Below are 19398 nucleotides of genomic sequence, written 5' to 3' on the forward strand. Positions count from 1 at the left end.
CACCGCAGCCGGGCCCTCACCGGGCCCCCGGCTTGAGCACGTATCCGGCCCCGCGCACGGTGTGGATCATGGGCTCACGGCCGGCGTCCACCTTCTTGCGCAGGTAGGAGATGTACAGCTCGACGACATGGGCCTGGCCGCCGAAGTCGTAGGACCACACCCGGTCGAGGATCTGCGGCTTGCTGAGCACCCGCCGCGGGTTGCGCATCAGAAAGCGCAGCAGTTCGAACTCGGTCGGCGACAGCTCGATCAGCCGGCCGGCCCGGGTCACCTCGCGGGCCTCCTCGTCCATGACCAGGTCGCCGACCGTCAGCCGGGGGCCCTCCTCCAGCTGGCGCGCCATGCCGGCCCGGCGCAGCAGTCCGCGCAGCCGGGCGACGACCTCCTCGAGGCTGAACGGCTTGGTCACATAGTCGTCCCCGCCCGCCGTGATGCCGGCGATCCGGTCCTCCACGGCGTCGCGGGCAGTGAGGAAGAGCACACAGACCTCGGGCTTCACCTCGTGAAGGGAGCGCAGCACGGCGAAGCCGTCGGTGTCCGGCAGCATCACGTCCAGGACGACGGCGTCGGGCAGCAGATCGCGGGCCTCGGTGACGGCCGAGGCGCCGTCGCCCGCCGTGCGCACCTCCCAGCCCTCGTACCGCAGGGCTCCCGACAGCACCTCGGCGAGGTCCGGATCGTCATCGACGACGAGAACGCGCAGGGGCGTGCCGTCGGGGCGGGTGAGGGCGGGGCGGCCGGAGCGGGGTGTGTTCATCGCGCTCTCCAGGATCCCCCCTCCCGGCGGCGTCCGGGGAGGCCGCTTCCTCTGAGTTCGCCATGAATGCCGGGGCACGCCCGCCGAGGGTTTTCCCTGCCCAGAGGCCCCTCCCCCGGTTTCTTCAGCACGGGCTCAGATTCCTCAGAGCCGCCACAGAGGTTCCGGCGGCACAGTTGCGTTCCCGATGTCCGAAAGGAACGGATCATGACCACGGTCCACCAGCAGCAGGCGCCGCCCGCGCCACCGCTCGTCAGGCGCTTCCCGGCGGGCCTGGTGCCGGCCCTGCTGTGGGCCGGGGCGGCGGCCGTGGTGGCCCTGTGGTGGCACAGCACCGGCTCGGTCGTGGGCACGGCCGGCCGGCTGCAGGGGGCGGGACGGATCGCCGGTCTGCTGTGCGGGTACTCCTGCGCGGTGCTCGTCGGGCTGATGGCACGGGTGCCGCTGCTGGAGCGGCGGATCGGTTCGGACCGGGTGGCGCGCTGGCATGCGATGGCGGGACGGTACACGGTCTGTCTGCTGGTCGCGCACATCGTGCTGATCCTGGCCGGGTACGCCGCGCAGGACCGGGCCTCGATCGTGCACGAGACGGTCAACGTGATCCTGCACTACCCCGAGATGCTGAAGGCCGCTCTCGGGACCCTCGTCCTCTTCGCGGTGGGCATCACCTCGGCGCGTGCCGTCCGCCGCAGGATCAGCCACGAGTTCTGGTACTACACGCATCTGCTGACCTACGCGGCGGTCTTCCTCACCTTCGGGCACCAGCTGGCGCTGGGCGCGGAGTTCATCGGGAACAAGGCCGCCCAGGCCGCCTGGTACGCGCTGTACCTGGGCGTCGCGGCCCTGGTCGTCTGGTTCCGGCTCCTCGTCCCGGTGCGGGCCAATCTGCGCCACCGCTTCCGGGTGGAGTCGGTGCACCAGGAGGCGCGGGGCGTCTGGTCGGTCGTCGTGCGCGGCCGGCGCCTGGACGAGCTGGACGCCGAGCCGGGGCAGTTCTTCCGGTGGCGGTTCCTCACCCGCGGCCTGTGCTGGACGTCCACGCCGTACTCGTTGTCGGCACCGCCGCGCCGCACCCAGTTGCGCATCACTGTCAAGGCGCTCGGCGACCACAGCACATCGGTGGCCCGGCTGCGGCCCGGCACCCGGGTGTGGGCGGAGGGCCCGTACGGGTCGCTGACCGCGGGCCGGCAGACCACGGGCAGGTCGCTGCTGATCGCCGCCGGCGTCGGGATCACCCCGCTGCGCGCCCTCTTCGAGACCCTGCCGGGCGAGGTGACCTTGCTGTACCGGGCCGGCGCGGCCGAGGACCTGGCGCTGGGGGCCGAGCTCGAGGCGATCGCCCGCTGGCGCGGCGCCCGGGTGCTGTACGCCCTCAACGGCGAGAACGGCTCGCGCCCGCGCCTGACCCCCGGGGCGCTGCACTCGGCGGTGCCCGGTCTCGCCGACCACGACGTCTTTCTGTGCGGCCCGCCCGGCTTCGCCGAGGACATGTACGAGGCGCTGCACGCGGCCGGCGTCCCCGACCGCCGTATCCACCACGAGTCGTTCGAGCTGTGAGGCCGTCATGCACCCGCTGAAGAGGAAGAGCCCGCTGCGCCGGATCGTGCTGGCGAGTGCCGCCACCGTCACCGGGATGGTGCTGCTGCTGTCGCTGAAGCCGCACACCCCGCCCGCTCCGGCCGTGGCCGCACCTGCCCCGACCAGTACTGCGAGCGCATCGGCCGGATCCGGCGGGTCCGGCGGGTCCGCTGAGTCCGGCGACGCGGGCGGTTCCAGCGGATCGAGCGCGCCGGCCACGGCGGGCACGGCGGGCACGAGGACCGTCACCGGGGACTCGGTCGAGACCCGCTACGGCCCCGTCCAGGTCCGGATCACGGTGAAGAACGGCGAGCTGACCGATGTGACGGCGGTGACGTACCCGCAGGAGAACCCGAGGGACCAGGAGATCAACAGCTATGCCGTCCCGCAGCTGAACCGGGAGGCGCTGGCCGCCCGGAGCGCGAACATCGACGTCGTCTCCGGGGCGACTTACACGAGTCAGGGTTACCAGCAGTCACTCCAGTCGGCACTGGACTCCGCGAAGGGTTGAACGCGTGGCCGTTCCGCCACGTACCTGTGGGCCAAGGGGGCCACTGGCCTCACCCGTCCCACGGAGGACCACGGAGGAGACCGTGTCCACGATCGCCGGTGGCCGCGCCGCGCGGCGCCAGACGATGCGCGCCATCCGCCCACGCCGCTCCCCTGCCGTCCCGCTGGTCGTCGCCGTCTGGGCGGGCGCGGCGGGCGTCATCTGGCTGTGGTGGATGAACACCCCGTCCATCGCCGACAACACCAGCAGGATCCTCAACGCGGGGCGGATCACCGGCCTGCTCGCCGGCTATCTGATGGCGCTGGTCGTGCTGCAGATGGCGCGGGTGCCCGCCCTGGAGCGCCGCGTGGGCTCCGACCGGGTCGCCCGCTGGCACGCGATGACGGGCCGCTACACCATCTGCCTCGTCCTCGCCCACCTCTTCCTGACCATGTGGGGCTACGCCCTCCAGGCAGGCAAGAGCCTCGGCGGGATCGTGCAGCAGACCATCGACTCGATCAACCAGTTGCCGGACGTCGGCCTTGCCGCGATCGGCACCGGTCTGCTGGTGCTCATCGGGCTGATCTCGATCGGCCCGATCCGCCGCAGGATCTCCTACGACCTCTGGTACCACGTCCATCTGCTCACCTACGCGGCCACGTACCTGTCGTTCTGGCACCAGCTGTCCACGGGCAACGAGTTCGCCGCCCAGCCGGAGGCGAAGACCGCCTGGTACGCGCTGTACGGGTCGGTGACCGCGCTGGTGGTCTGGTACCGGATCATCACCCCGGTACGGCTGAACATGCGCCACCGGCTGCGGGTCGAAGCCGTCATCGAGGAGACGCCCGGGATCGTCTCGGTGCTGATGAGCGGGCGCAAGCTGCACCGGATCGGCGCGGAGGCCGGGCAGTTCTTCCGCTGGCGGTTCCTCGCCCCCGGCATGCGCTTCAGTTCGCATCCGTACTCGCTGTCGGCGGCGCCCCGCCCCAACATGCTCCGCATCACCGTCAAGGCGATCGGCGACCACAGCTCCGCGCTGCGTGACCTGGAGCCCGGCACCCGGGTGTGGGCCGAGGGGCCGTACGGGGCGCTGACCGCCGACCGGCGCAGCCGCGGCAAGGTGCTGCTGGTGGCGGGCGGCGTCGGCATCACGCCGATGCGGGCGCTGTTCGAGACGCTGCCCGGCGCGACGGGTGATCTGACACTGCTGTACCGGGCCAACAGCACCCAGGACCTGGCCCTGTGGGACGAGCTGGCCCAGATCGCCGAGGAACGCGGGGCACGGCTGATGTACGCGGTCAACAGCCCGGACGGGAAGCGCCCGGACATCTCCGCGGACACCTTGCGCCGCAAGCTGCCGGACATCGACCGGCACGACGTCTTCATGTGCGGGCCGCCCGGCTTCGCCCAGCAGGTGTACGAGGCACTGCGCGGCGCGGGGGTCCCTGCCCGCCGCATCCATCACGAGTCGTTCGAGATGTGAGCGACGGACATCAGGAGCTCAGGAGAGATGAGGAACAGCCACCCCATTCGGCGTGCCGTGCTGGCGAGCGCCGCGACCGTGTCCGGGATCGTGCTGCTGCTGTCGCTGAAGCCGGCGTCCGACCCGGCCTCGGCCCAGGCGGCCGGCGGAGCCGCCCCCCAGCAGACCGCGACGGCGCAGGAGTCGCCGCAGGGCGGCAGCGGGCAGCAGACGGGCACGCGGACGGTGACCGGTGACGTGGCCCGGACCCAGTACGGCAACGTCCAGGTCCGCCTCACCGTCAGCGGCGGGAAGATCACCGAGGCCGAGGCCGTCCAGGCACCCAAGGGCGGGGTCAGCGACCAGAAGACCGCCCTCGCCGTGCCCAAGCTCAACCAGGAGGCCGTCGCAGCGCAGAGCGCGCAGATCGACGCGGTCTCCGGCGCCACATACACCAGCGGCGGATACAAGCAGTCGCTGCAGTCGGCGATCGACAAGGCGAAGGCCGCGTCCGGGAGCGGTTCGTCGGGGGCGGCAGGCGGTTCCGGGACCTCGGCCCAGGCGCGTACGGTGACGGGTGATGTGTCCCAGACGCAGTACGGCCCGGTCCAGGTCCGCCTCACCGTCAGCGGCGGGAAGATCACCGAGGCCGAGGCCGTCCAGGCACCCAAGGGCGGGGTCAGCGACCAGAAGACCGCCCTCGCCGTGCCCAAGCTCAACCAGGAGGCGGTGAGCGCGCAGAGTGCGGACATCGACGCGGTCTCCGGCGCCACGTACACCAGCGCCGGATACAAGGAGTCGCTGCAGTCGGCCCTCGACAAGGCCGGTGGCTGAGTGGTCGGCCAGATGACCGACCCCGCCGGGGCACCGCCCGCGCTGCGCCATGTGGAAGAGGTGATGGGCACCGTCGTCTCCTTCGACGTGCGCGGAGGCGCGCCGGGTGCCGTACGGACCGCGCTGGAGCAGGCGGTCGCGGGCCTGCACCGCGTCGACGAGGTGTTCAGCACCTACCGGGAGGACAGCCAGGTCTCGCGGCTGGCCCGTGGAGAGCTGACGGTCGAGGAGTGCGACCCGGAGGTCGCCGAGGTGCTCGCCCTCGGCGCCGAGGCGGAGCGGGTGAGCGACGGCTGGTTCAGCACGAGGTTCCAGGGCGAGGTCGACCCGACCGGGATCGTGAAGGGCTGGGCGGTCGAACGGGCGGCCCGGCAGCTGGCGGCGTCCGGGGCGGACGGGGTCAGCGTGAACGGCGGCGGAGACGTGCAGATGTACGGCATGCCCGCACCGCACCGGCCCTGGCGCGTGGGCATCGCGGACCCGCTGCGGCCCGGCGGGCTCGCGGCGGTGGTCTCCGCGGCCGTCGACCGTGAACTGGCCGTGGCCACGTCCGGGACCGCGGAGCGCGGCGCGCACATCGTCGACCCCCGCACCGGCAGATCCGCTGTCACGGACCTGGCGGCGGTGACCGTGGTGGGCCCCCGGCTGACCTGGGCCGACTGCTGGGCCACGGCCGCGTTCGCGATGGGCTCGCGGCAGGCGCTGGACTGGCTGGAGTCCCTGCCGGACGTGGAGGCCCTGCTGATCACGGCGGGCGACGAGGTGCGGTGCACCGGAGGCCTTGCGGCGCGCCTCGGATAAAGGGCACGCCCCCTGGGGTGAGCAGGAGTGACGAACGCGGGAGGGCGTACCGGTCCGGTACGCCCTCCCGAACGTGTCTCAGTGGTTGTTCTGCGCCAGTCGCAGCAGATGGTCCGCCAGCGCCTGGCCACCGGTCGGGTCGCGGCTGATCAGCAGCAGTGTGTCGTCGCCCGCGATGGTTCCGAGGATGTCGTGCAGTTCCGCCTGGTCGATGGCCGAGGCGAGGAACTGGGCCGCACCCGGCGGTGTACGCAGGACCACGAGATTGGCGGAGGCCTCCGCGGAGATCAGCAGCTCCTGGGACAGGCGCCGCATCCGCTCCTCCTTGGCCGACTCGCCGAGCGGTGCGCGCGGGGTGCGGAAACCGCCCTCGCTGGGGACCGCGTAGATGAGGTCTCCGTCGGTGTTGCGGATCTTCACCGCGTTCAGCTCGTCCAGGTCCCGGGAGAGCGTCGCCTGGGTGACGCTCAGCCCGTCGTCGGCGAGGAGTTTCGCCAGCTGGCTCTGGGAGCGCACCGGCTGCCGGTTGAGGATGTCAACAATCCGGCGGTGGCGTGCGGTGCGGGTCTGCGGCAGGGCGGGCCCCGCGTGCTCGTGGTCCTGCGCCTGACTCATTGTCGTCTCATTCTCCGGCTCGTCCGTCCCCGTTCACTGCGTCGAGGACACCGGGAAGCCCCCGGAGGAACACCTCCACCTCGTCGTCGCCGAGGTTCAGCGGCGGCATCAGCCGTACGACGTTCGGGGCGGGCGCGTTCACCAGGAGACCGGCGTCCTGAGCCGTCTGCTGCGCCTGCGGCGCGAGCGGCTCGGTGAGCACGATACCCAGGAGCAGGCCGGAGCCTCGGACGTGGCTGACGAGCGGGTGCCCCAGGGACTCGATTCCGTCGCGCAGCTTCTCGCTCTGCCGCTTGACGTTGTCCAGGAGTCCCTCGCCCGCGATGGTGTCGAGGACGGCGAGCCCGGCGGCGCACGCGACGGGGTTCCCCCCGAAGGTCGTGCCGTGCTGTCCCGGCTGGAGCAGGTCCGCGGCGCGGCCGAAGGCGACGGTGGCGCCGAGCGGCAGGCCGCCGCCGAGCCCCTTGGCAAGCGTGACCACGTCCGGCAGCACGCCTTCGTGGGCCTGGTACTCGAACCAGTGCCCGGTGCGTCCGACACCGGTCTGCACTTCGTCGAGGACGAGCAGCGCCCCGGTGGCCGCGGTGATCGCGCGTGCCGCCTTGAGATAGCCGGCGGGCGGGACGACGACCCCGTTCTCGCCCTGGACCGGCTCGATGATGACCAGCGCGGTGTCCTCCGTGACCGCGGCGGCCAGGGCCTGCGCATCGCCGTAGGGGACGTGCGTGACATCGCCGGGCAGCGGAAGGAACGGTTCCTGCTTGCCGGGCTGGCCGGTCAGCGCGAGGGCGCCCAGGGTGCGCCCGTGGAAGCCGCCCTCGGTGGCGACCATATGGGTGCGCCCGGTCAGCCGTCCGATCTTGAAGGCGCCCTCGTTGGCCTCGGCTCCGGAGTTGCAGAAGAAGACCTTGCCGTCCCGGCCGAAGAGCTGGAGCAGCCGTTCGGCCAGGGCGACGGGCGGTTCGGCGATGAACAGGTTGGAGACATGGCCGAGCGAGGCGATCTGCCTGCCGACCGCCTCCACGACGGCCGGGTGGGCGTGGCCGAGCGCGTTGACCGCGATGCCGCCGACGAAGTCGAGGTACTCCTTGCCGTCGGCGTCCCACAGCCGGGTGCCCTCACCTCGGACGAGGGGCAGCCGGGGGGTGCCGTAGTTGTTCATCAGCGCACCCTGCCACCGCTGGGTGAGCTGCTCGTTGGCCGAGCCGGCGGTCATACCGCGTCCCCCTTCTTGTTCCCCTGATCGGATGCGTCGGGCAGGACCATCGTGCCGATGCCCTCGTCGGTGAAGATCTCCAGCAGGATCGAGTGCTGGACCCGGCCGTCGATGACGCGGGCGGTGTTGACGCCGTTGCGGACGGCGTACAGGCAGCCCTCCATCTTCGGCACCATGCCCGAGGACAGCTCCGGCAGCAGTTTTTCCAGTTGGGTGGCGGTCAGGCGGCTGATCACCTCGTCGGAGTGGGGCCAGTCCTCGTAGAGGCCTTCGACGTCCGTGAGGACCATGAGGGTTTCGGCGCCCAGTGCCGCAGCCAGAGCCGCAGCCGCCGTATCAGCATTGACGTTGTAGACATGTCCGTCGTCCTGACTGCGGGCGATGGAGGAGACGACCGGAATGCGGCCGTCGGCGAGCAGGGCCTCGATCGCGCCCGTGTCGATCTCGGTGATCTCGCCCACCCTCCCGATGTCGACGTGCACGCCGTCGATCTCGGGCCGGTGCTTGGTGGCGGTGATGGTGTGTGCGTCCTCGCCGGTGAGGCCGACCGCGAGCGGGCCGTGCTGGTTGAGCAGCCCGACCAGCTCACGCTGCACCTGCCCGGCCAGCACCATCCGTACCACGTCCATGGCGTCCTCGGTAGTGACCCGCAGGCCCGCCTTGAACTCGCTGACGATGCCGTGCCGGTCCAGGGCGGCGCTGATCTGAGGTCCGCCGCCGTGTACGACGACCGGCTTCAGCCCCGCGTGCCGCAGGAAGACCACGTCCTGGGCGAAGGCGGCCTTCAGCTCCTCGTTCACCATGGCGTTGCCGCCGAACTTGATGACGACCGTCTTGCCGTGGTGGCGGGTCAGCCAGGGCAGTGCCTCGATGAGGATCTGCGCCTTGGGGAGCGCGGTGTGCTTGCGCGTCGTTCCGTTGTTCATGAGGAGTAGGCGCTGTTCTCGTGGACGTAGTCGGCGGTGAGGTCGTTGGTCCAGATGGTGGCGGAGGCTCCGCCCGCGGCGAGGTCGGCGACGATGTGCACCTCGCGGTAGCGCATGTCGACGAGCTCCCGGTCCTCGCCCACGGAACCGTTCTTGCAGACCCAGACGCCGTTGATGGCGACATTGAGCTGGTCCGGCTCGAAGGCGGCCTTCGTGGTGCCGATCGCCGACAGGACACGGCCCCAGTTGGGGTCTTCGCCGTGGATCGCGCACTTGAGCAGGTTGTTGCGGGCGATGGAGCGGCCCACCTCGACGGCGTCCTCCTCGGACGCGGCGTTGATCACCTCGACCTTGATGTCCTTGCTCGCGCCCTCGGCGTCGCCGATGAGCTGCCGGCCGAGGTCGGCGCAGACCTCGCGGACGGCCTCGGCGAACTCCTCGTCGCCGGGGGTGATCCCGGACGCGCCCGAGGCCAGGAGGAGCACGGTGTCGTTGGTCGACATGCAGCCGTCGGAGTCGACCCGGTCGAAGGTGACCTTGGTGGCGGCTCGTAGGGCCTTGTCCAGCGTCTCGTCGTCGGCGTCGACGTCCGTGGTGATGACCACGAGCATGGTGGCGAGGCCGGGGGCGAGCATGCCGGCGCCCTTGGCCATGCCGCCGACGGTCCACCCCTCCTTGCTCACGACGGACGTCTTGTGCACGGTGTCGGTGGTCTTGATGGCGATGGCGGCCTTCTCGCCGCCGTGCTCGGACAGTTGGGCGGCGGCCGTCTCGATGCCCGGGAGCAGTTTGTCCATCGGCAGCAGGACGCCGATGAGGCCGGTGGAGCATACGGCGACCTCGATGGCGCCCCGGCCGAGGACCTCGGCGGCCTTCTCCGCGGTGGCGTGCGTGTCCTGGAAGCCCTTCGGGCCGGTGCAGGCGTTGGCGCCGCCGGAGTTGAGGACGACCGCGGAGACCTGTCCGGCCTTGAGGACCTGCTCGGACCACTGCACCGGTGCGGCCTTCACGCGGTTGGAGGTGAAGACGCCCGCGGCGGCACGGCGGGGCCCGTCGTTGACCACGAGGGCCAGGTCCGGGTTGCCGTTTTCCTTGATCCCGGCGGCGATCCCCGCCGCCCGGAACCCCTTTGCTGCCGTGACACTCACGGTGCGACTCCGATCGTGGAAAGCCCGGTGCTCTCGTCGAGCCCGAGGGCGATGTTCATGCTCTGCACGGCACCGCCCGCGGTGCCCTTGGTCAGGTTGTCGATGGCGCTGATCGCGATGATGCGGTGCGCGGCGACGTCGTACGCGACCTGCAGTTGAACGGCGTTGGAACCGTAGACATACGCGGTGGCGGGCCACTGCCCCTCGGGCAGCAGCCGGACGAAGGGCTCGTCGGCGTACGCCTTCTCGTACGCGGCGCGCACCGATTCCGCGGTGACGCCGGGCTTTGCCTTCGCGCTGCACGTGGCGAGGATGCCCCGGGGCATCGGCGCGAGGGTCGGCGTGAAGGAGACGGACACGTGCTCGCCGGCGGCGGCGCGGAGGTTCTGGACTATCTCCGGGGTGTGCCGGTGGACACCGCCGACACCGTACGGGGACATCGACCCCATCACCTCGCTGCCGAGCAGGTGCGGCTTGGGGGCCTTGCCCGCGCCGGAGGTGCCGGAGGCCGCGACGATGACCGCCTCGTTCTCGGCGAGCCCGGCGGCGTACGCGGGAAGGAGCGCGAGCGAGGCGGCGGTCGGGTAGCAACCGGGCACCGCGATGCGCTTGGACCCCTCCAGCGCGGCGCGAGCGCCCGGCAGTTCGGGCAGGCCGTAGGGCCAGGTCCCGGCGTGCGGGGTGCCGTAGAACCTCTCCCAGTCGGCCGCGTTCTCGAGCCGGAAGTCCGCGCCCATGTCGACCACGAGCACCTCGGGCCCGAGCTGCTCGGCGACGGCGGCGGACTGCCCGTGGGGCAGGGCGAGGAACACGACGTCGTGTCCGGCGAGGACCGTGGGGGTGGTCTCCTGCAGTGTGCGGTCGGCGAGGGGCAGCAGATGCGGCTGCAGCGCGCCGAGCCGCTGACCGGCGTTGGAGTTCCCGGTCAGGGCACCGATCTCGACCTCCGGGTGCGCCAGCAGCAGACGCAGCAGCTCCCCACCCGCGTAACCGCTCGCTCCGGCCACCGCCGCGCGTACCGCCATGGAACCCTCCTCCTGTATGGCATGACTATACGTTCCGTTGCACGTTTATGCAATCCTCGACAGCGGGACTCTGTCGAAGCCCGTGTGACGAGGATCGACAGTCGGCCCCTCCGATCGACAGTCGGCCCCCCTTGCAGTCGGGGTGATCGTCTCCCGATCATCCAGCCTCGCCAGACTCCCTTGGCCGCTGCCCTGGAGCCAGGGACACGGAATCCGAGCTGGTGGTGCGGTCGGCACGGTGCGGCCGGGTAGGCCAGATCAAACCGTACGTGCCTGCCGAGTCCTCGCCCGCGTCACTGCCGGATCCGCTCGGAGGGCTCCTGCGATTCCGTCCGGCTCTCTGACAGACAACGTGACTGAAGAATGTCGTTCGTCGAGTAGCACGGCTCTGAGTGTCCTGCCGTCCACCAGGCGCCAATCAACTACAAATTCGTGTAGGCCATGCCGGAGAGTCACGATGGCCCGCGCCTCATGATGGAAATACGGGCCCGATGAGCATGGGTCGCCGGGCCGCATCCGCGGGGCGGAGCGGCACCGGAAGGTGTAGATGCCAGGCGCGGCGCTCGCACAGATGTATCAGCGCACCCTGACGGCGCTCGGCCAGCGCTGTACAGCCCACCCATACCGGCGCTCGGGTCTTGTCCCGCGACTCCACAGCAACCGAAAGGCTCCGACACCGATGAGGACCAACGTTCCCGGCGTGCCGAAGGCCACCGCCCGGCGCCTGCTGGGCCGACGAAGCCTCTGGCTTTTCCCTGCGCTCGTCATGATCGCCGTAAGCGTGGTGGTGTCGCTGTCCTACATCGGAGGCATCATCAATCCCGCCGGCAACCTCCATCGCTTCCCGATGGCCATCGTCGACGAGGACCGGGGAATTCACGCCGGCGACCGAAAGGAGCCGACTCTGCGCGTCGGTGCGCCGGTGCGGCTCGGGGTAGATCCCGCCATTCATCAGTGCCATGTCGGCCAGAGCCACGGACAGCGAACCCTCCGAACGTCGTGCGAGCAGCTCCTGCGCGACCGAGCTGCCGTAGTCGTGAGCGACGACCCGGGTGGCACGCAGGCCGTCGTGCGCCCACAGCGCCTCCACCAGGTCGGCCTGCTCGATCAGCGAGTAGTCGTGCTCGCGCGGCTTGGCGGACGCGCCGAAGCCGAGGAAGTCCGGCATCACCAGAGTGTGCCTGCGGGCCAGCTCGGGCGCGATCTTGGCCCACTGGTGGGAGGACGCCGGGTATCCGTGCAGGAGCGTGAGCGGGGGGCCGCTGCCCATCCGGCGCACGAAGATCGCGCGCTCCGCACCACGCAGACGCAAAGGCACGTACTCGCCTTCGGACCACCAGTCCTCGACGGGGTCGACGGACATCGAGCGCCTCACTCTCAACTCGAGTGACAGCTCGCGGGACACAGCAGCCAGGAGCGACTCACCTCGTTGAGTTGACCGCTGCCAGGGCGCCGTGCCCCATGACATCGGTTCTTGGCAGATCTCCGACTCGGCTGAACGGCCACACCCTCGTCCGGCCGCAGTAGCACTCTGCCCGGACTACCACCCGCTCACGCTCGTCCGCGCGGCCCTGAACCGGATCACGCCGTCCGTCACCCTGGACGAGCGGTTCAAGGTCCTGCCGCCGTTCGGCACGCCCACGCCCCCCGCGGCTCAGCCGCCCGCGACCGGCCGCGGCTGGCTGCGCCGCCGCAAGGACGGCTGACAGGGGACCACCGCGCGCCGCCCCCTCAGCGCGCCTTGCGCGCCGCGTACGCCCGCGCCGCCCGCACCCGGTTGCCGCACTTCGTCGTGCACCAGCGCCGTGCCCCGTGCGAGCGCAGGAACCAGCGGTCACAGCCCTGGGCGGCGCATTCCGTGAGCTGTTCGGCCTCGGAGCCGGTGAGCAGGTCGGCCGCGTCCTCGGCCAGCAGGGAGAGCGCCGCCGCGGCCGGGTTGCCGGTGTCCGGCTCGGCGGCGCGGTGCGGGCCTTCGGCCGTCCAGGCGAGGCGGGGGGTCGCGGGGGCCGCCGCCAGGGCGGCGTTGAGGGTCGCGAGGTCCTCGGCCGCGGGGACCTCATGGACCCCGTACGACGCGAACAGCGCGCGCAACGCCTCGCGCAGACCCAGCAGCCGCCCGAACTGCCTGCCGTTGAGCGCCACCGGGTCCGGCAGCAACCGGTGCCGGACGAGCCACAGGTGCGCCGCCTCGGCGTCGTCGAGCAGGTCGACGGGGCCGTGGCTGAGGGTGAACCGCGTGTTCACCAGCGCCAGGGAGACATAGCGCTCCTCGCCGGGGACCGGGAGCTGGTGCAGGTAGACAGGGGCGTCGTGATCCACGGCCTCATGCTAATCCTTGTCATTCTCCGTGAGAAGGCCTACCGTGACTCACGGAGAATCGAAACAGAAACCGTGAGAGGTGAGCCGCCGTGGCCTTCGACGTCGACGTAGTGCGCAAGGACTTCCCGATCCTGGAACGGACGGTGGACAGCGGCGCCCCTCTCGTCTACCTGGACTCCGGGGCCACCACCCAGAAGCCGCTCCAGGTGCTCGACGCCGAGCGGGACTTCTACCTGACGCGCAACGCCGCCGTGCACCGCGGAGCGCACCAGCTGGCCGGGGAGGCGACGGAGGCGTACGAGAACGCCCGGCACACTGTCGCCCGGTTCATCGGGGGCGCCGACGACGAGGTCGTCTTCACCAGGAACACCACGGAGAGCATCAACCTCGTCGCCTACGCCCTGGGCAACGCCGGCCGTCTCGGCCCCGGCGACCGGATCGTGGTGACGGAGATGGAGCACCACGCCAACCTGGTGCCCTGGCAGCAGCTCGCCGAACGCACCGGCGCGACGCTGGACTGGTTCGGGCTCACCGACGAGGGGCGCCTCGACCTCACCCGTGTCGACGAGCTCATCGACGAGCGCACCAAGATCCTCGCCGTCACCCACCAGTCCAACGTCCTCGGCACGATCAACCCCGTACGCGAACTGGCCGACCGCGCCCATGCGTTCGGCGCCCTCGTCGTGGTCGACGGCGCCCAGTCGGTCCCCCACCGACCGGTCCGCGTATCCGATCTGGACGCCGACTTCCTCGCCTTCTCCGGGCACAAGATGCTCGGCCCGAGCGGGGTCGGCGTGCTGTGGGGCCGACGCGAACTGCTCGCGGGACTACCGCCGTTCCTCACCGGCGGCTCGATGATCGAGATCGTCGAGATGGACCGCACCACCTTCCTGCCCCCGCCGCAGCGCTTCGAGGCGGGTGTGCCGATGACGGCCCAGGCGGTCGGGCTGGCGGCGGCGGTGGACTACCTGGAGGCGCTGGGCATGGACGAGGTGGCGGCGCACGAGGACCGCCTCACCGCCCGCGCGCTCGAGCTCCTCGGCGACCTCCCCGGCGTGCACATCGTCGGCCCGCGCGACCTCACCGACCGCGGTTCCGCCGTCTCCTTCACGGTCGACGGCATCCATCCGCACGACGTCGGCCAGGTGCTGGACGAGCGAGGCGTGGCCGTTCGGGTGGGCCATCACTGCGCCCGCCCCGTCGTACGGCGCTACGGGATTGCGGCGACCACCCGGGCGAGCTTCTACGTGTACAACACGCTGGACGAGGTGGATGCCTTGGCGGAGGGCGTTCGCGCAGCTCAGGCCTACTTCGGCGGGTGATCGACGCCGGCGCTTGACCTGGAGCGCGCTCCAGGTCCTACGGTCTTTCCATGACCAGCGGAGAGCCCCTGGCGCCCGAACGGGAGCCGACCCTGACCATCGCCCAGGTCGCCGAGCGCACCGGCCTCACGCACGACACGTTGCGCTACTACGAGAAGGCCGGGCTGATCGAACGGGTCGGCCGGACCGCCGGCAACCAGCGGCGCTACGCCGCGGCGGACCTGGCCTGGCTGGAGTTCCTGCTCAGGCTGCGCGAGACGGGCATGTCGATCGCCGACATGCAGCGATTCGCGCGGCTGCGGGCGCGCGGAGACACCACGGTCGGCGACCGGCTGGCGATGCTCCGGGAGCACCGCGCCGAGCTCGCGGACCACATCCGTGCCCTGCGCCGCAACGCGGCCGCGCTGGACGACAAGATCGACCACTACGAACGGCTGCTCGAGCAGCGGCAGCCGGGGACGGAAGAACGGGAATGAGCGATAGCACCACCCGTGAAGAGCGCTTCGGCCACGGCCTGGAGGTCCTGAACAACGTCGACGGCGAGGCCGGACAGCGGGTCCTCGACGCGCTCGCCGACGTCAGCCCCGAACTCGGTCACCAGATCGTCTCGTGGGCCTTCGGCGAGGTCTACGACCGGCCGGGGCTCGCCCCGCGCGACCGCCAGCTGGTGACCCTGGGCATGCTCACCGCCCTCGGTGGCTGCGAGGCCCAGCTGGACGTGCATGTGGGCGCGGCGTTGAATGTGGGCCTCACGCCCGAGCAGATCGTCGAGGCGCTGCTGCACTCGGCCGTCTACTGCGGCATACCGAAGGCGCTCAACGCGACCTTCGCCGCGAAGAAGGTGTTCGCGGAGCGCGGGCTGCTGCCGCTCGGCGAGCCGTCCGCCCCCGCCGCGGCTGCCTCCGCCTGATCCACGGCAGGATGGAGGAGGGGCACGAGCGCCTCGACGAGGCGTGTCGTGCCCGGAGGGCGGAAAGGGAGACGATGAGTGAGTTCTGGCCGGTGAACGACGTGCTGGCCCATCTCGCCGGGCGCTGGCGGGTGGAGCGCACCGTGCGGGATCTCGCGAGCGGTGAGGAGGGGCGTTTCGAGGGGACGACCGTGTTCTCGCCGCTGGAGGACGGCGGCGACGGGCTGCTGCACCAGGAGTCGGGCACGTTTGTCTGGCGGGGCACGCCCCGTCCCGCCGAGCGGACACTCCGGTTCCTGCCCGGGACGTCGGCCGGCACCTCGGACGTGCGGTTCGCCGACGGCCGTCCGTTCCACGACCTCGATCTCACCGGCGGCCACCACGTCGCCGAGCATCCGTGCGTCGCGGACCTCTACCGAGGCGAGTTCACGGTCCACGACCAGGACCACTGGCGCACGGTGTGGAGGGTCGGCGGACCCGCGAAGGACCTCCTCCTGACCACCGACTACACGCGCGAGCGGGACCGGTCAGACGCGGACCTGTGACCCGGCCTCCAGCCGAAGGTTCCAGCGCCCGTTGTGACCGGCGAGCGTGATCGTGGACAGGGGGCGGACGTCGATGTTCCAGTACGACGACGGCCCCGCCTTCAGCGCGTACACCAGCGCGGCCCGCACCACCGCCGGCTCCGTCACGGCGACGATCCGGCTGCCGTCGTCCACGGGACGTGTGTCCAGCCAGCCGCCCACACGGGAGATGAAGGACATCAGCGGCTCCCCGCCGTGCGGCGCGGAACGGGGGTCGGCCAGCCAGGCGTCCACAGCGGAGGGCTCCCGGGCCATCGCCTCGCCCAGGGTGAGGCCGCGCCAGCGGCCCATGTCGCAGTCCCGCAGCGCGGGCTGCACCAGTGGCGCATACCCGAGCGCGTCGCCGGTCGCCCGGCTCCGCGGGGTCGGCGAGCAGTAGCGCAGCTCGGCCGCCGCCAACGGCACCAGGTCGTGGGCGACACGCTGCACCTCGTCCCAACCGGCCTGGTCCAGCGGCCGGTCGTCCTGGAACCGCTCCGCCAGCAGCGACGAGCTACGCGCTGCGGCGACGAACGTGACCCGAAGATGCATGCGGCGATCGTGTGCCCACCATGTGGGCAGGTCAAGGGGGCGTTACTCAGGAGTTACCAACGGTACCGCCGTCTTGACGCGCGCCCGGCCCCTGCACCGGTCGGCGGCGTCCGCGATGGTCACCGGCCGGAAACGTCCGCGTCGAGTGCAGTTCCCGTGGCGCGCCCGGTCGGCCGGAGCACCTTCTCGCAGGCCGTGCGCAGACGGCGCACGCCCTCCGTGATCTCCCCCGTCCCCGCGACCGCCGCGAAGCTCAGCCGCAGATGGGCGGCGGGGGGTTCGGCACTGAAGTAGGGGCGTCCGGGGGCGACCGCGACGCCCTCGCGCAGGGCGCCCGCGACGAGGGCGGACTCGTCGGTGCCCTCTGGCAGCCGCAACCAGAGGTGATAGCCGCCGGCCGGGACGTGCGGCAGGGCGAGCCTGGGCAGAGCCAGACGCAGAGCGGCGGTCAGCGTGTCGCGGCGGCGCCTCAACTCGGCGGAGACGGCACGCAGATGACGCGGCCAGGCAGGCGAGCCGACGAGTTCGAGCGCGGCCTCCTGCAAAGGGCGCGGCACGAAGAAGGTGTCGACGATCTGGATGGCCCGCAGCCGCTCGAGGACCGGACCGCGGGCCGCCAGGGCGGCGACCCTGAAGCTGGGCGAGGTCGCCTTGGTGAGCGAGCAGACGTGCACCACGACACCGTCGGGATCCTCGGCGGCCAGCGGGGGCGGCACCGGTCCTGAGTCCTCGTGCACCAGCCGCCGTACGAAGTCGTCCTCGATCACGAAGGCGCCGGCGTCCCGCACGATCCGCAGGACCTCACGACGGCGCCCGGGCGCGAGCGCGGCTCCGGTCGGGTTCTGGAACAGCGGCTGGCAGACGAGGACGCGGGCGCCGCTCGCCCGGAACGCGTCGGCGAGCAGCTCCGGCTTCACCCCGTCCGCGTCGACCGGGACGGGCACGGGTCTCAGGCCGGAGGCGCGGGCGATCGCCAGCATGCCGGGGTAGGTGGGCGACTCCACCAGGACCGGTGCACCCGGGGATGCCAGGGCCCGCAGCGCGGTGGTGAGGGCGGACTGGCCGCCCGCCGTGATCAGTACGTCGGCCGCGGTGATCGCGCCGCCGATGCCCCGCGCGAACCACTCGCGCAGTTCGGCGATGCCTTCGACGGGCGGCCGCGCCCACACTCCGGGCCTGCGCCCGGCCCGGGACAGGGCGGCGCCCATCGCGCGCTCGGGCTGCAGAGCGGGATGCAGATAGCCGCCGTTGAACTCGATGACACCGGCGGGCGGGGCGGCCAGCGAGGCCAGTACCCCGGAGGCATCGACGCTGCGCGGCACGAGTTCCACGGTGGTGTCCGCGCTCAGCGCGACCTCCTGCCATGCGGTGTCGCCCACCGCCTGGGACTCGGCGCGCGGCTCGGCGCGGAACGCCCCCGCTCCGGGACGCGTCACCACAAGCCCCTCGGCGGCCAGTTGCGCCAGCGCCCGGGACACGGTCACGGGGCTCACCCGAAACCGCTCGACGAGGACACGGCTGGACGGCAGCTTCTCTCCAGGAGAGTAGCGCTTCAATTCCGGTCGCAGCAGATCCGCCAGCTGTCCCACGCTGCTACGCTCATGCATGAGAGCAGAGAATAGCGCTACTCCCCAGAACGCGATAGCGGTGCGCCCGGCTACCGGGAGCACCTCTCCGGGCAGCGGAGCCGACGGGAATCCTCAGGACGCCACCTCGGCCTCCCAGCGCCAAGCCGGCACGCTGCAGGCGGCCCTCGGGGTCGTCGCCTTCTCGCTCACGTTTCCCGCCACCGCCTGGGGACTGGACGGGTTCGGGCCCTGGTCGCTCGTGGCGGTGCGCAGTGTGCTGGCGGCGGTGATCGCCGGCGGGTGTCTGCTCGCGCTGCGCGTACCCCTGCCCGCGCGACCGCACTGGCCGGGTCTCGCCGTCGTCGCGGCCGGGGTCGTGGTCGGCTTCCCGTTGCTGACCACCCTCGCCCTGGAGACCTCGACCACCGCGCACGCCGCCGTGGTGGTCGGGCTTCTCCCCCTGACCACCGCCCTCTTCTCCGCGCTGCGCGTCGGCACCCGCCCTTCCCGGACCTTCTGGCTCGCGGCCCTGGCCGGCGCCGCCGCCGTGATCGCCTTCACCGTGCAGCAGAGCGGCGGCGCACTGACGGGTGCGGACGCCTACCTCTTCGGCGCACTGCTGATCTGCGCGGCGGGCTACACCGAGGGCGGCCGGCTGGCCCGAGTGATGCCCGGCTGGCAGGTCATAGGCTGGGCACTGGTGCTGTGCCTGCCGCTCACCGTGCCCGGTGCGCTCGTCGCCCTGTCGTGGGAACCGGTACGTCTTACGGTGCACTCCGTGACCGGGGTGCTGTGGGTGGCGGCCGGGTCGCAGTTCCTGGGCCTGGTGGTCTGGTACCGGGGCATGGCCGCCGTGGGGATACCTCGGGCGAGCCAGTTGCAGTTGGCTCAGCCGCTGCTCACACTGGTGTGGTCGGTACTGCTCCTCGGCGAGCACCTCACTCCGGCCGCACCGCTCACGGCCGTCGCGGTCCTGGTCTGCATCGCGGTCACGCAGCGGGCGAGAGCATGACCGGGGCGGGGCACGAACCGGCGCTCCCGGGCCGCGGACTCGCGGCCAAGGACCGACGACGCTTACGCGACGAGGAGGCCCATCGGATGCGCGCAACTGTGGGCGACAAGCTGGTGCAGCACGGCAGGATCGTCGGGCAGCACGACAAGATCGGTGAGATCGTCGAAGTCATGGGCACGAATGGCAACCCGCCCTACCGCGTCCGCTTCCAGGACGGGCACGAAGGCGTGTGCTCACCGGGCCCCGACACGGAGATCCGCCACAAGGAAATCAGCGGGCAGATCGGGCACTAGGCCCGGC

22 protein-coding genes are annotated in these 19398 nt (G+C 71.5%); 12 read left to right on the top strand and 10 right to left on the bottom strand.

Going from position 1 to position 19398, the window contains the following annotated elements; translation table 11 throughout:
- Positions 1–16 precede the first annotated feature (16 nt).
- Positions 17–757 carry a response regulator transcription factor gene (locus ABZ904_RS01005; protein WP_359389850.1) on the bottom strand — a complete coding sequence of 247 codons (741 nt, stop codon included), beginning with the start codon at positions 755–757 and terminating at the stop codon, positions 17–19.
- Positions 758–964: 207 nt separating this feature from the next.
- Between ABZ904_RS01005 and ABZ904_RS01010 the strand changes: the two genes are divergently transcribed.
- From ABZ904_RS01010 to ABZ904_RS01030, 5 genes are all read left to right on the top strand, one after another.
- Positions 965–2314: a ferredoxin reductase family protein gene (locus ABZ904_RS01010; RefSeq protein WP_359389847.1), complete on the top strand. Its 1350-nt coding sequence runs from the start codon at positions 965–967 to the stop codon at positions 2312–2314.
- Between the two features lie 7 nt (positions 2315–2321).
- Positions 2322–2846, top strand: a complete 525-nt coding sequence (locus ABZ904_RS01015; protein ID WP_359389844.1) for an FMN-binding protein — start codon at positions 2322–2324, stop codon at positions 2844–2846.
- A gap of 124 nt (positions 2847–2970) precedes the next feature.
- Positions 2971–4308 carry a ferredoxin reductase family protein gene (locus ABZ904_RS01020; protein WP_360992163.1) on the top strand — a complete coding sequence of 446 codons (1338 nt, stop codon included), beginning with the start codon at positions 2971–2973 and terminating at the stop codon, positions 4306–4308.
- Between the two features lie 27 nt (positions 4309–4335).
- Entirely contained in the window at positions 4336–5121 is a 786-nt protein-coding gene (locus ABZ904_RS01025; RefSeq protein ID WP_359389841.1) for an FMN-binding protein, read from the top strand.
- A 12-nt stretch (positions 5122–5133) separates the two neighbouring features.
- Positions 5134–5922, top strand: a complete 789-nt coding sequence (locus tag ABZ904_RS01030) for an FAD:protein FMN transferase (RefSeq protein ID WP_359389838.1) — start codon at positions 5134–5136, stop codon at positions 5920–5922.
- Positions 5923–6000: 78 nt separating this feature from the next.
- On the opposite strand, the gene ABZ904_RS01035 is transcribed toward ABZ904_RS01030, so the two are convergent.
- The 6 genes from ABZ904_RS01035 to ABZ904_RS01060 form a co-directional block, all read right to left on the bottom strand.
- Complete coding sequence (locus ABZ904_RS01035) at positions 6001–6537, bottom strand: arginine repressor (protein ID WP_359389835.1); 537 nt, start codon at positions 6535–6537, stop codon at positions 6001–6003.
- A 7-nt stretch (positions 6538–6544) separates the two neighbouring features.
- Positions 6545–7753 (bottom strand): acetylornithine transaminase, encoded by a 1209-nt coding sequence (locus ABZ904_RS01040; protein ID WP_359389832.1) that lies wholly within the window; start codon positions 7751–7753, stop codon positions 6545–6547.
- Positions 7750–8679 carry an acetylglutamate kinase gene (gene argB, locus ABZ904_RS01045; RefSeq protein WP_361820399.1) on the bottom strand — a complete coding sequence of 310 codons (930 nt, stop codon included), beginning with the start codon at positions 8677–8679 and terminating at the stop codon, positions 7750–7752. The genes ABZ904_RS01040 and argB overlap by 4 nt, the downstream gene beginning before the upstream one ends.
- On the bottom strand, positions 8676–9827 hold the full coding sequence (argJ, locus tag ABZ904_RS01050) for a bifunctional glutamate N-acetyltransferase/amino-acid acetyltransferase ArgJ (RefSeq protein WP_359389826.1): 1152 nt from the start codon (positions 9825–9827) through the stop codon (positions 8676–8678). Before argJ ends, argB begins: the two co-directional genes overlap by 4 nt.
- On the bottom strand, positions 9824–10852 hold the full coding sequence (argC, locus tag ABZ904_RS01055; protein WP_359389822.1) for an N-acetyl-gamma-glutamyl-phosphate reductase: 1029 nt from the start codon (positions 10850–10852) through the stop codon (positions 9824–9826). The genes argJ and argC overlap by 4 nt, the downstream gene beginning before the upstream one ends.
- Before the next feature lie 469 nt (positions 10853–11321).
- Positions 11322–12215 carry an alpha/beta fold hydrolase gene (locus ABZ904_RS01060; RefSeq protein WP_361820401.1) on the bottom strand — a complete coding sequence of 298 codons (894 nt, stop codon included), beginning with the start codon at positions 12213–12215 and terminating at the stop codon, positions 11322–11324.
- Between the two features lie 91 nt (positions 12216–12306).
- On the opposite strand from ABZ904_RS01060, the gene ABZ904_RS01065 reads away from it, so the two are divergent.
- Entirely contained in the window at positions 12307–12558 is a 252-nt protein-coding gene (locus ABZ904_RS01065) for a hypothetical protein (protein ID WP_359389816.1), read from the top strand.
- 25 nt (positions 12559–12583) lie between these two features.
- Here the strand turns inward: ABZ904_RS01065 and ABZ904_RS01070 are convergent, their stop codons facing one another.
- On the bottom strand, positions 12584–13171 hold the full coding sequence (locus ABZ904_RS01070) for an ABATE domain-containing protein (RefSeq protein ID WP_360991835.1): 588 nt from the start codon (positions 13169–13171) through the stop codon (positions 12584–12586).
- An 89-nt stretch (positions 13172–13260) separates the two neighbouring features.
- Here ABZ904_RS01070 and ABZ904_RS01075 point away from each other — a divergent pair, with 89 nt between their 5' ends.
- From ABZ904_RS01075 to ABZ904_RS01090, 4 genes are all read left to right on the top strand, one after another.
- Complete coding sequence (locus ABZ904_RS01075; RefSeq protein ID WP_361820406.1) at positions 13261–14493, top strand: cysteine desulfurase; 1233 nt, start codon at positions 13261–13263, stop codon at positions 14491–14493.
- Between the two features lie 50 nt (positions 14494–14543).
- Positions 14544–14969 (top strand): MerR family transcriptional regulator, encoded by a 426-nt coding sequence (locus tag ABZ904_RS01080; RefSeq protein WP_359389807.1) that lies wholly within the window; start codon positions 14544–14546, stop codon positions 14967–14969.
- Positions 14966–15403, top strand: coding sequence for a carboxymuconolactone decarboxylase family protein (locus ABZ904_RS01085; RefSeq protein ID WP_361820409.1), 438 nt, complete (start codon positions 14966–14968; stop codon positions 15401–15403). Before ABZ904_RS01080 ends, ABZ904_RS01085 begins: the two co-directional genes overlap by 4 nt.
- 74 nt (positions 15404–15477) lie before the next feature.
- Positions 15478–15948: a DUF6314 family protein gene (locus ABZ904_RS01090; protein WP_360991825.1), complete on the top strand. Its 471-nt coding sequence runs from the start codon at positions 15478–15480 to the stop codon at positions 15946–15948.
- Here the strand turns inward: ABZ904_RS01090 and ABZ904_RS01095 are convergent.
- Positions 15931–16518: a histidine phosphatase family protein gene (locus tag ABZ904_RS01095; protein ID WP_359389798.1), complete on the bottom strand. Its 588-nt coding sequence runs from the start codon at positions 16516–16518 to the stop codon at positions 15931–15933. The two genes, ABZ904_RS01090 and ABZ904_RS01095, sit on opposite strands and share 18 nt — an antisense overlap.
- A gap of 119 nt (positions 16519–16637) precedes the next feature.
- Positions 16638–18125, bottom strand: a complete 1488-nt coding sequence (locus tag ABZ904_RS01100; RefSeq protein WP_359389795.1) for a PLP-dependent aminotransferase family protein — start codon at positions 18123–18125, stop codon at positions 16638–16640.
- On the opposite strand from ABZ904_RS01100, the gene ABZ904_RS01105 reads away from it, so the two are divergent.
- A complete protein-coding gene (locus ABZ904_RS01105; RefSeq protein WP_361820413.1) occupies positions 18124–19098 on the top strand; it encodes a DMT family transporter in 975 nt (324 codons plus the stop codon). The two genes, ABZ904_RS01100 and ABZ904_RS01105, sit on opposite strands and share 2 nt — an antisense overlap.
- A gap of 86 nt (positions 19099–19184) precedes the next feature.
- Positions 19185–19391, top strand: a complete 207-nt coding sequence (locus ABZ904_RS01110; RefSeq protein ID WP_359389789.1) for a DUF1918 domain-containing protein — start codon at positions 19185–19187, stop codon at positions 19389–19391.
- The last annotated feature ends 7 nt before the right edge of the window (positions 19392–19398 follow it).

The sequence above is a fragment of the Streptomyces sp. NPDC046900 genome (assembly GCF_040644975.1).
Lineage (GTDB): Bacteria > Actinomycetota > Actinomycetes > Streptomycetales > Streptomycetaceae > Streptomyces.

Coding starts and splice junctions, on each gene's coding strand:
- ABZ904_RS01005 (WP_359389850.1), bottom strand. CDS start 757: ATGAACACACCCCGCTCCGGCCGCCCCGCCCTCACCCGCCCCGACGGC.
- ABZ904_RS01010 (WP_359389847.1), top strand. CDS start 965: ATGACCACGGTCCACCAGCAGCAGGCGCCGCCCGCGCCACCGCTCGTC.
- ABZ904_RS01015 (WP_359389844.1), top strand. CDS start 2,322: ATGCACCCGCTGAAGAGGAAGAGCCCGCTGCGCCGGATCGTGCTGGCG.
- ABZ904_RS01020 (WP_360992163.1), top strand. CDS start 2,971: ATGCGCGCCATCCGCCCACGCCGCTCCCCTGCCGTCCCGCTGGTCGTC.
- ABZ904_RS01025 (WP_359389841.1), top strand. CDS start 4,336: ATGAGGAACAGCCACCCCATTCGGCGTGCCGTGCTGGCGAGCGCCGCG.
- ABZ904_RS01030 (WP_359389838.1), top strand. CDS start 5,134: ATGACCGACCCCGCCGGGGCACCGCCCGCGCTGCGCCATGTGGAAGAG.
- ABZ904_RS01035 (WP_359389835.1), bottom strand. CDS start 6,537: ATGAGTCAGGCGCAGGACCACGAGCACGCGGGGCCCGCCCTGCCGCAG.
- ABZ904_RS01040 (WP_359389832.1), bottom strand. CDS start 7,753: ATGACCGCCGGCTCGGCCAACGAGCAGCTCACCCAGCGGTGGCAGGGT.
- argB (WP_361820399.1), bottom strand. CDS start 8,679: ATGAACAACGGAACGACGCGCAAGCACACCGCGCTCCCCAAGGCGCAG.
- argC (WP_359389822.1), bottom strand. CDS start 10,852: ATGGCGGTACGCGCGGCGGTGGCCGGAGCGAGCGGTTACGCGGGTGGG.
- ABZ904_RS01060 (WP_361820401.1), bottom strand. CDS start 12,215: ATGTCCGTCGACCCCGTCGAGGACTGGTGGTCCGAAGGCGAGTACGTG.
- ABZ904_RS01080 (WP_359389807.1), top strand. CDS start 14,544: ATGACCAGCGGAGAGCCCCTGGCGCCCGAACGGGAGCCGACCCTGACC.
- ABZ904_RS01085 (WP_361820409.1), top strand. CDS start 14,966: ATGAGCGATAGCACCACCCGTGAAGAGCGCTTCGGCCACGGCCTGGAG.
- ABZ904_RS01090 (WP_360991825.1), top strand. CDS start 15,478: ATGAGTGAGTTCTGGCCGGTGAACGACGTGCTGGCCCATCTCGCCGGG.
- ABZ904_RS01095 (WP_359389798.1), bottom strand. CDS start 16,518: ATGCATCTTCGGGTCACGTTCGTCGCCGCAGCGCGTAGCTCGTCGCTG.
- ABZ904_RS01105 (WP_361820413.1), top strand. CDS start 18,124: ATGAGAGCAGAGAATAGCGCTACTCCCCAGAACGCGATAGCGGTGCGC.
- ABZ904_RS01100 (WP_359389795.1), bottom strand. CDS start 18,125: ATGCATGAGCGTAGCAGCGTGGGACAGCTGGCGGATCTGCTGCGACCG.
- ABZ904_RS01110 (WP_359389789.1), top strand. CDS start 19,185: ATGCGCGCAACTGTGGGCGACAAGCTGGTGCAGCACGGCAGGATCGTC.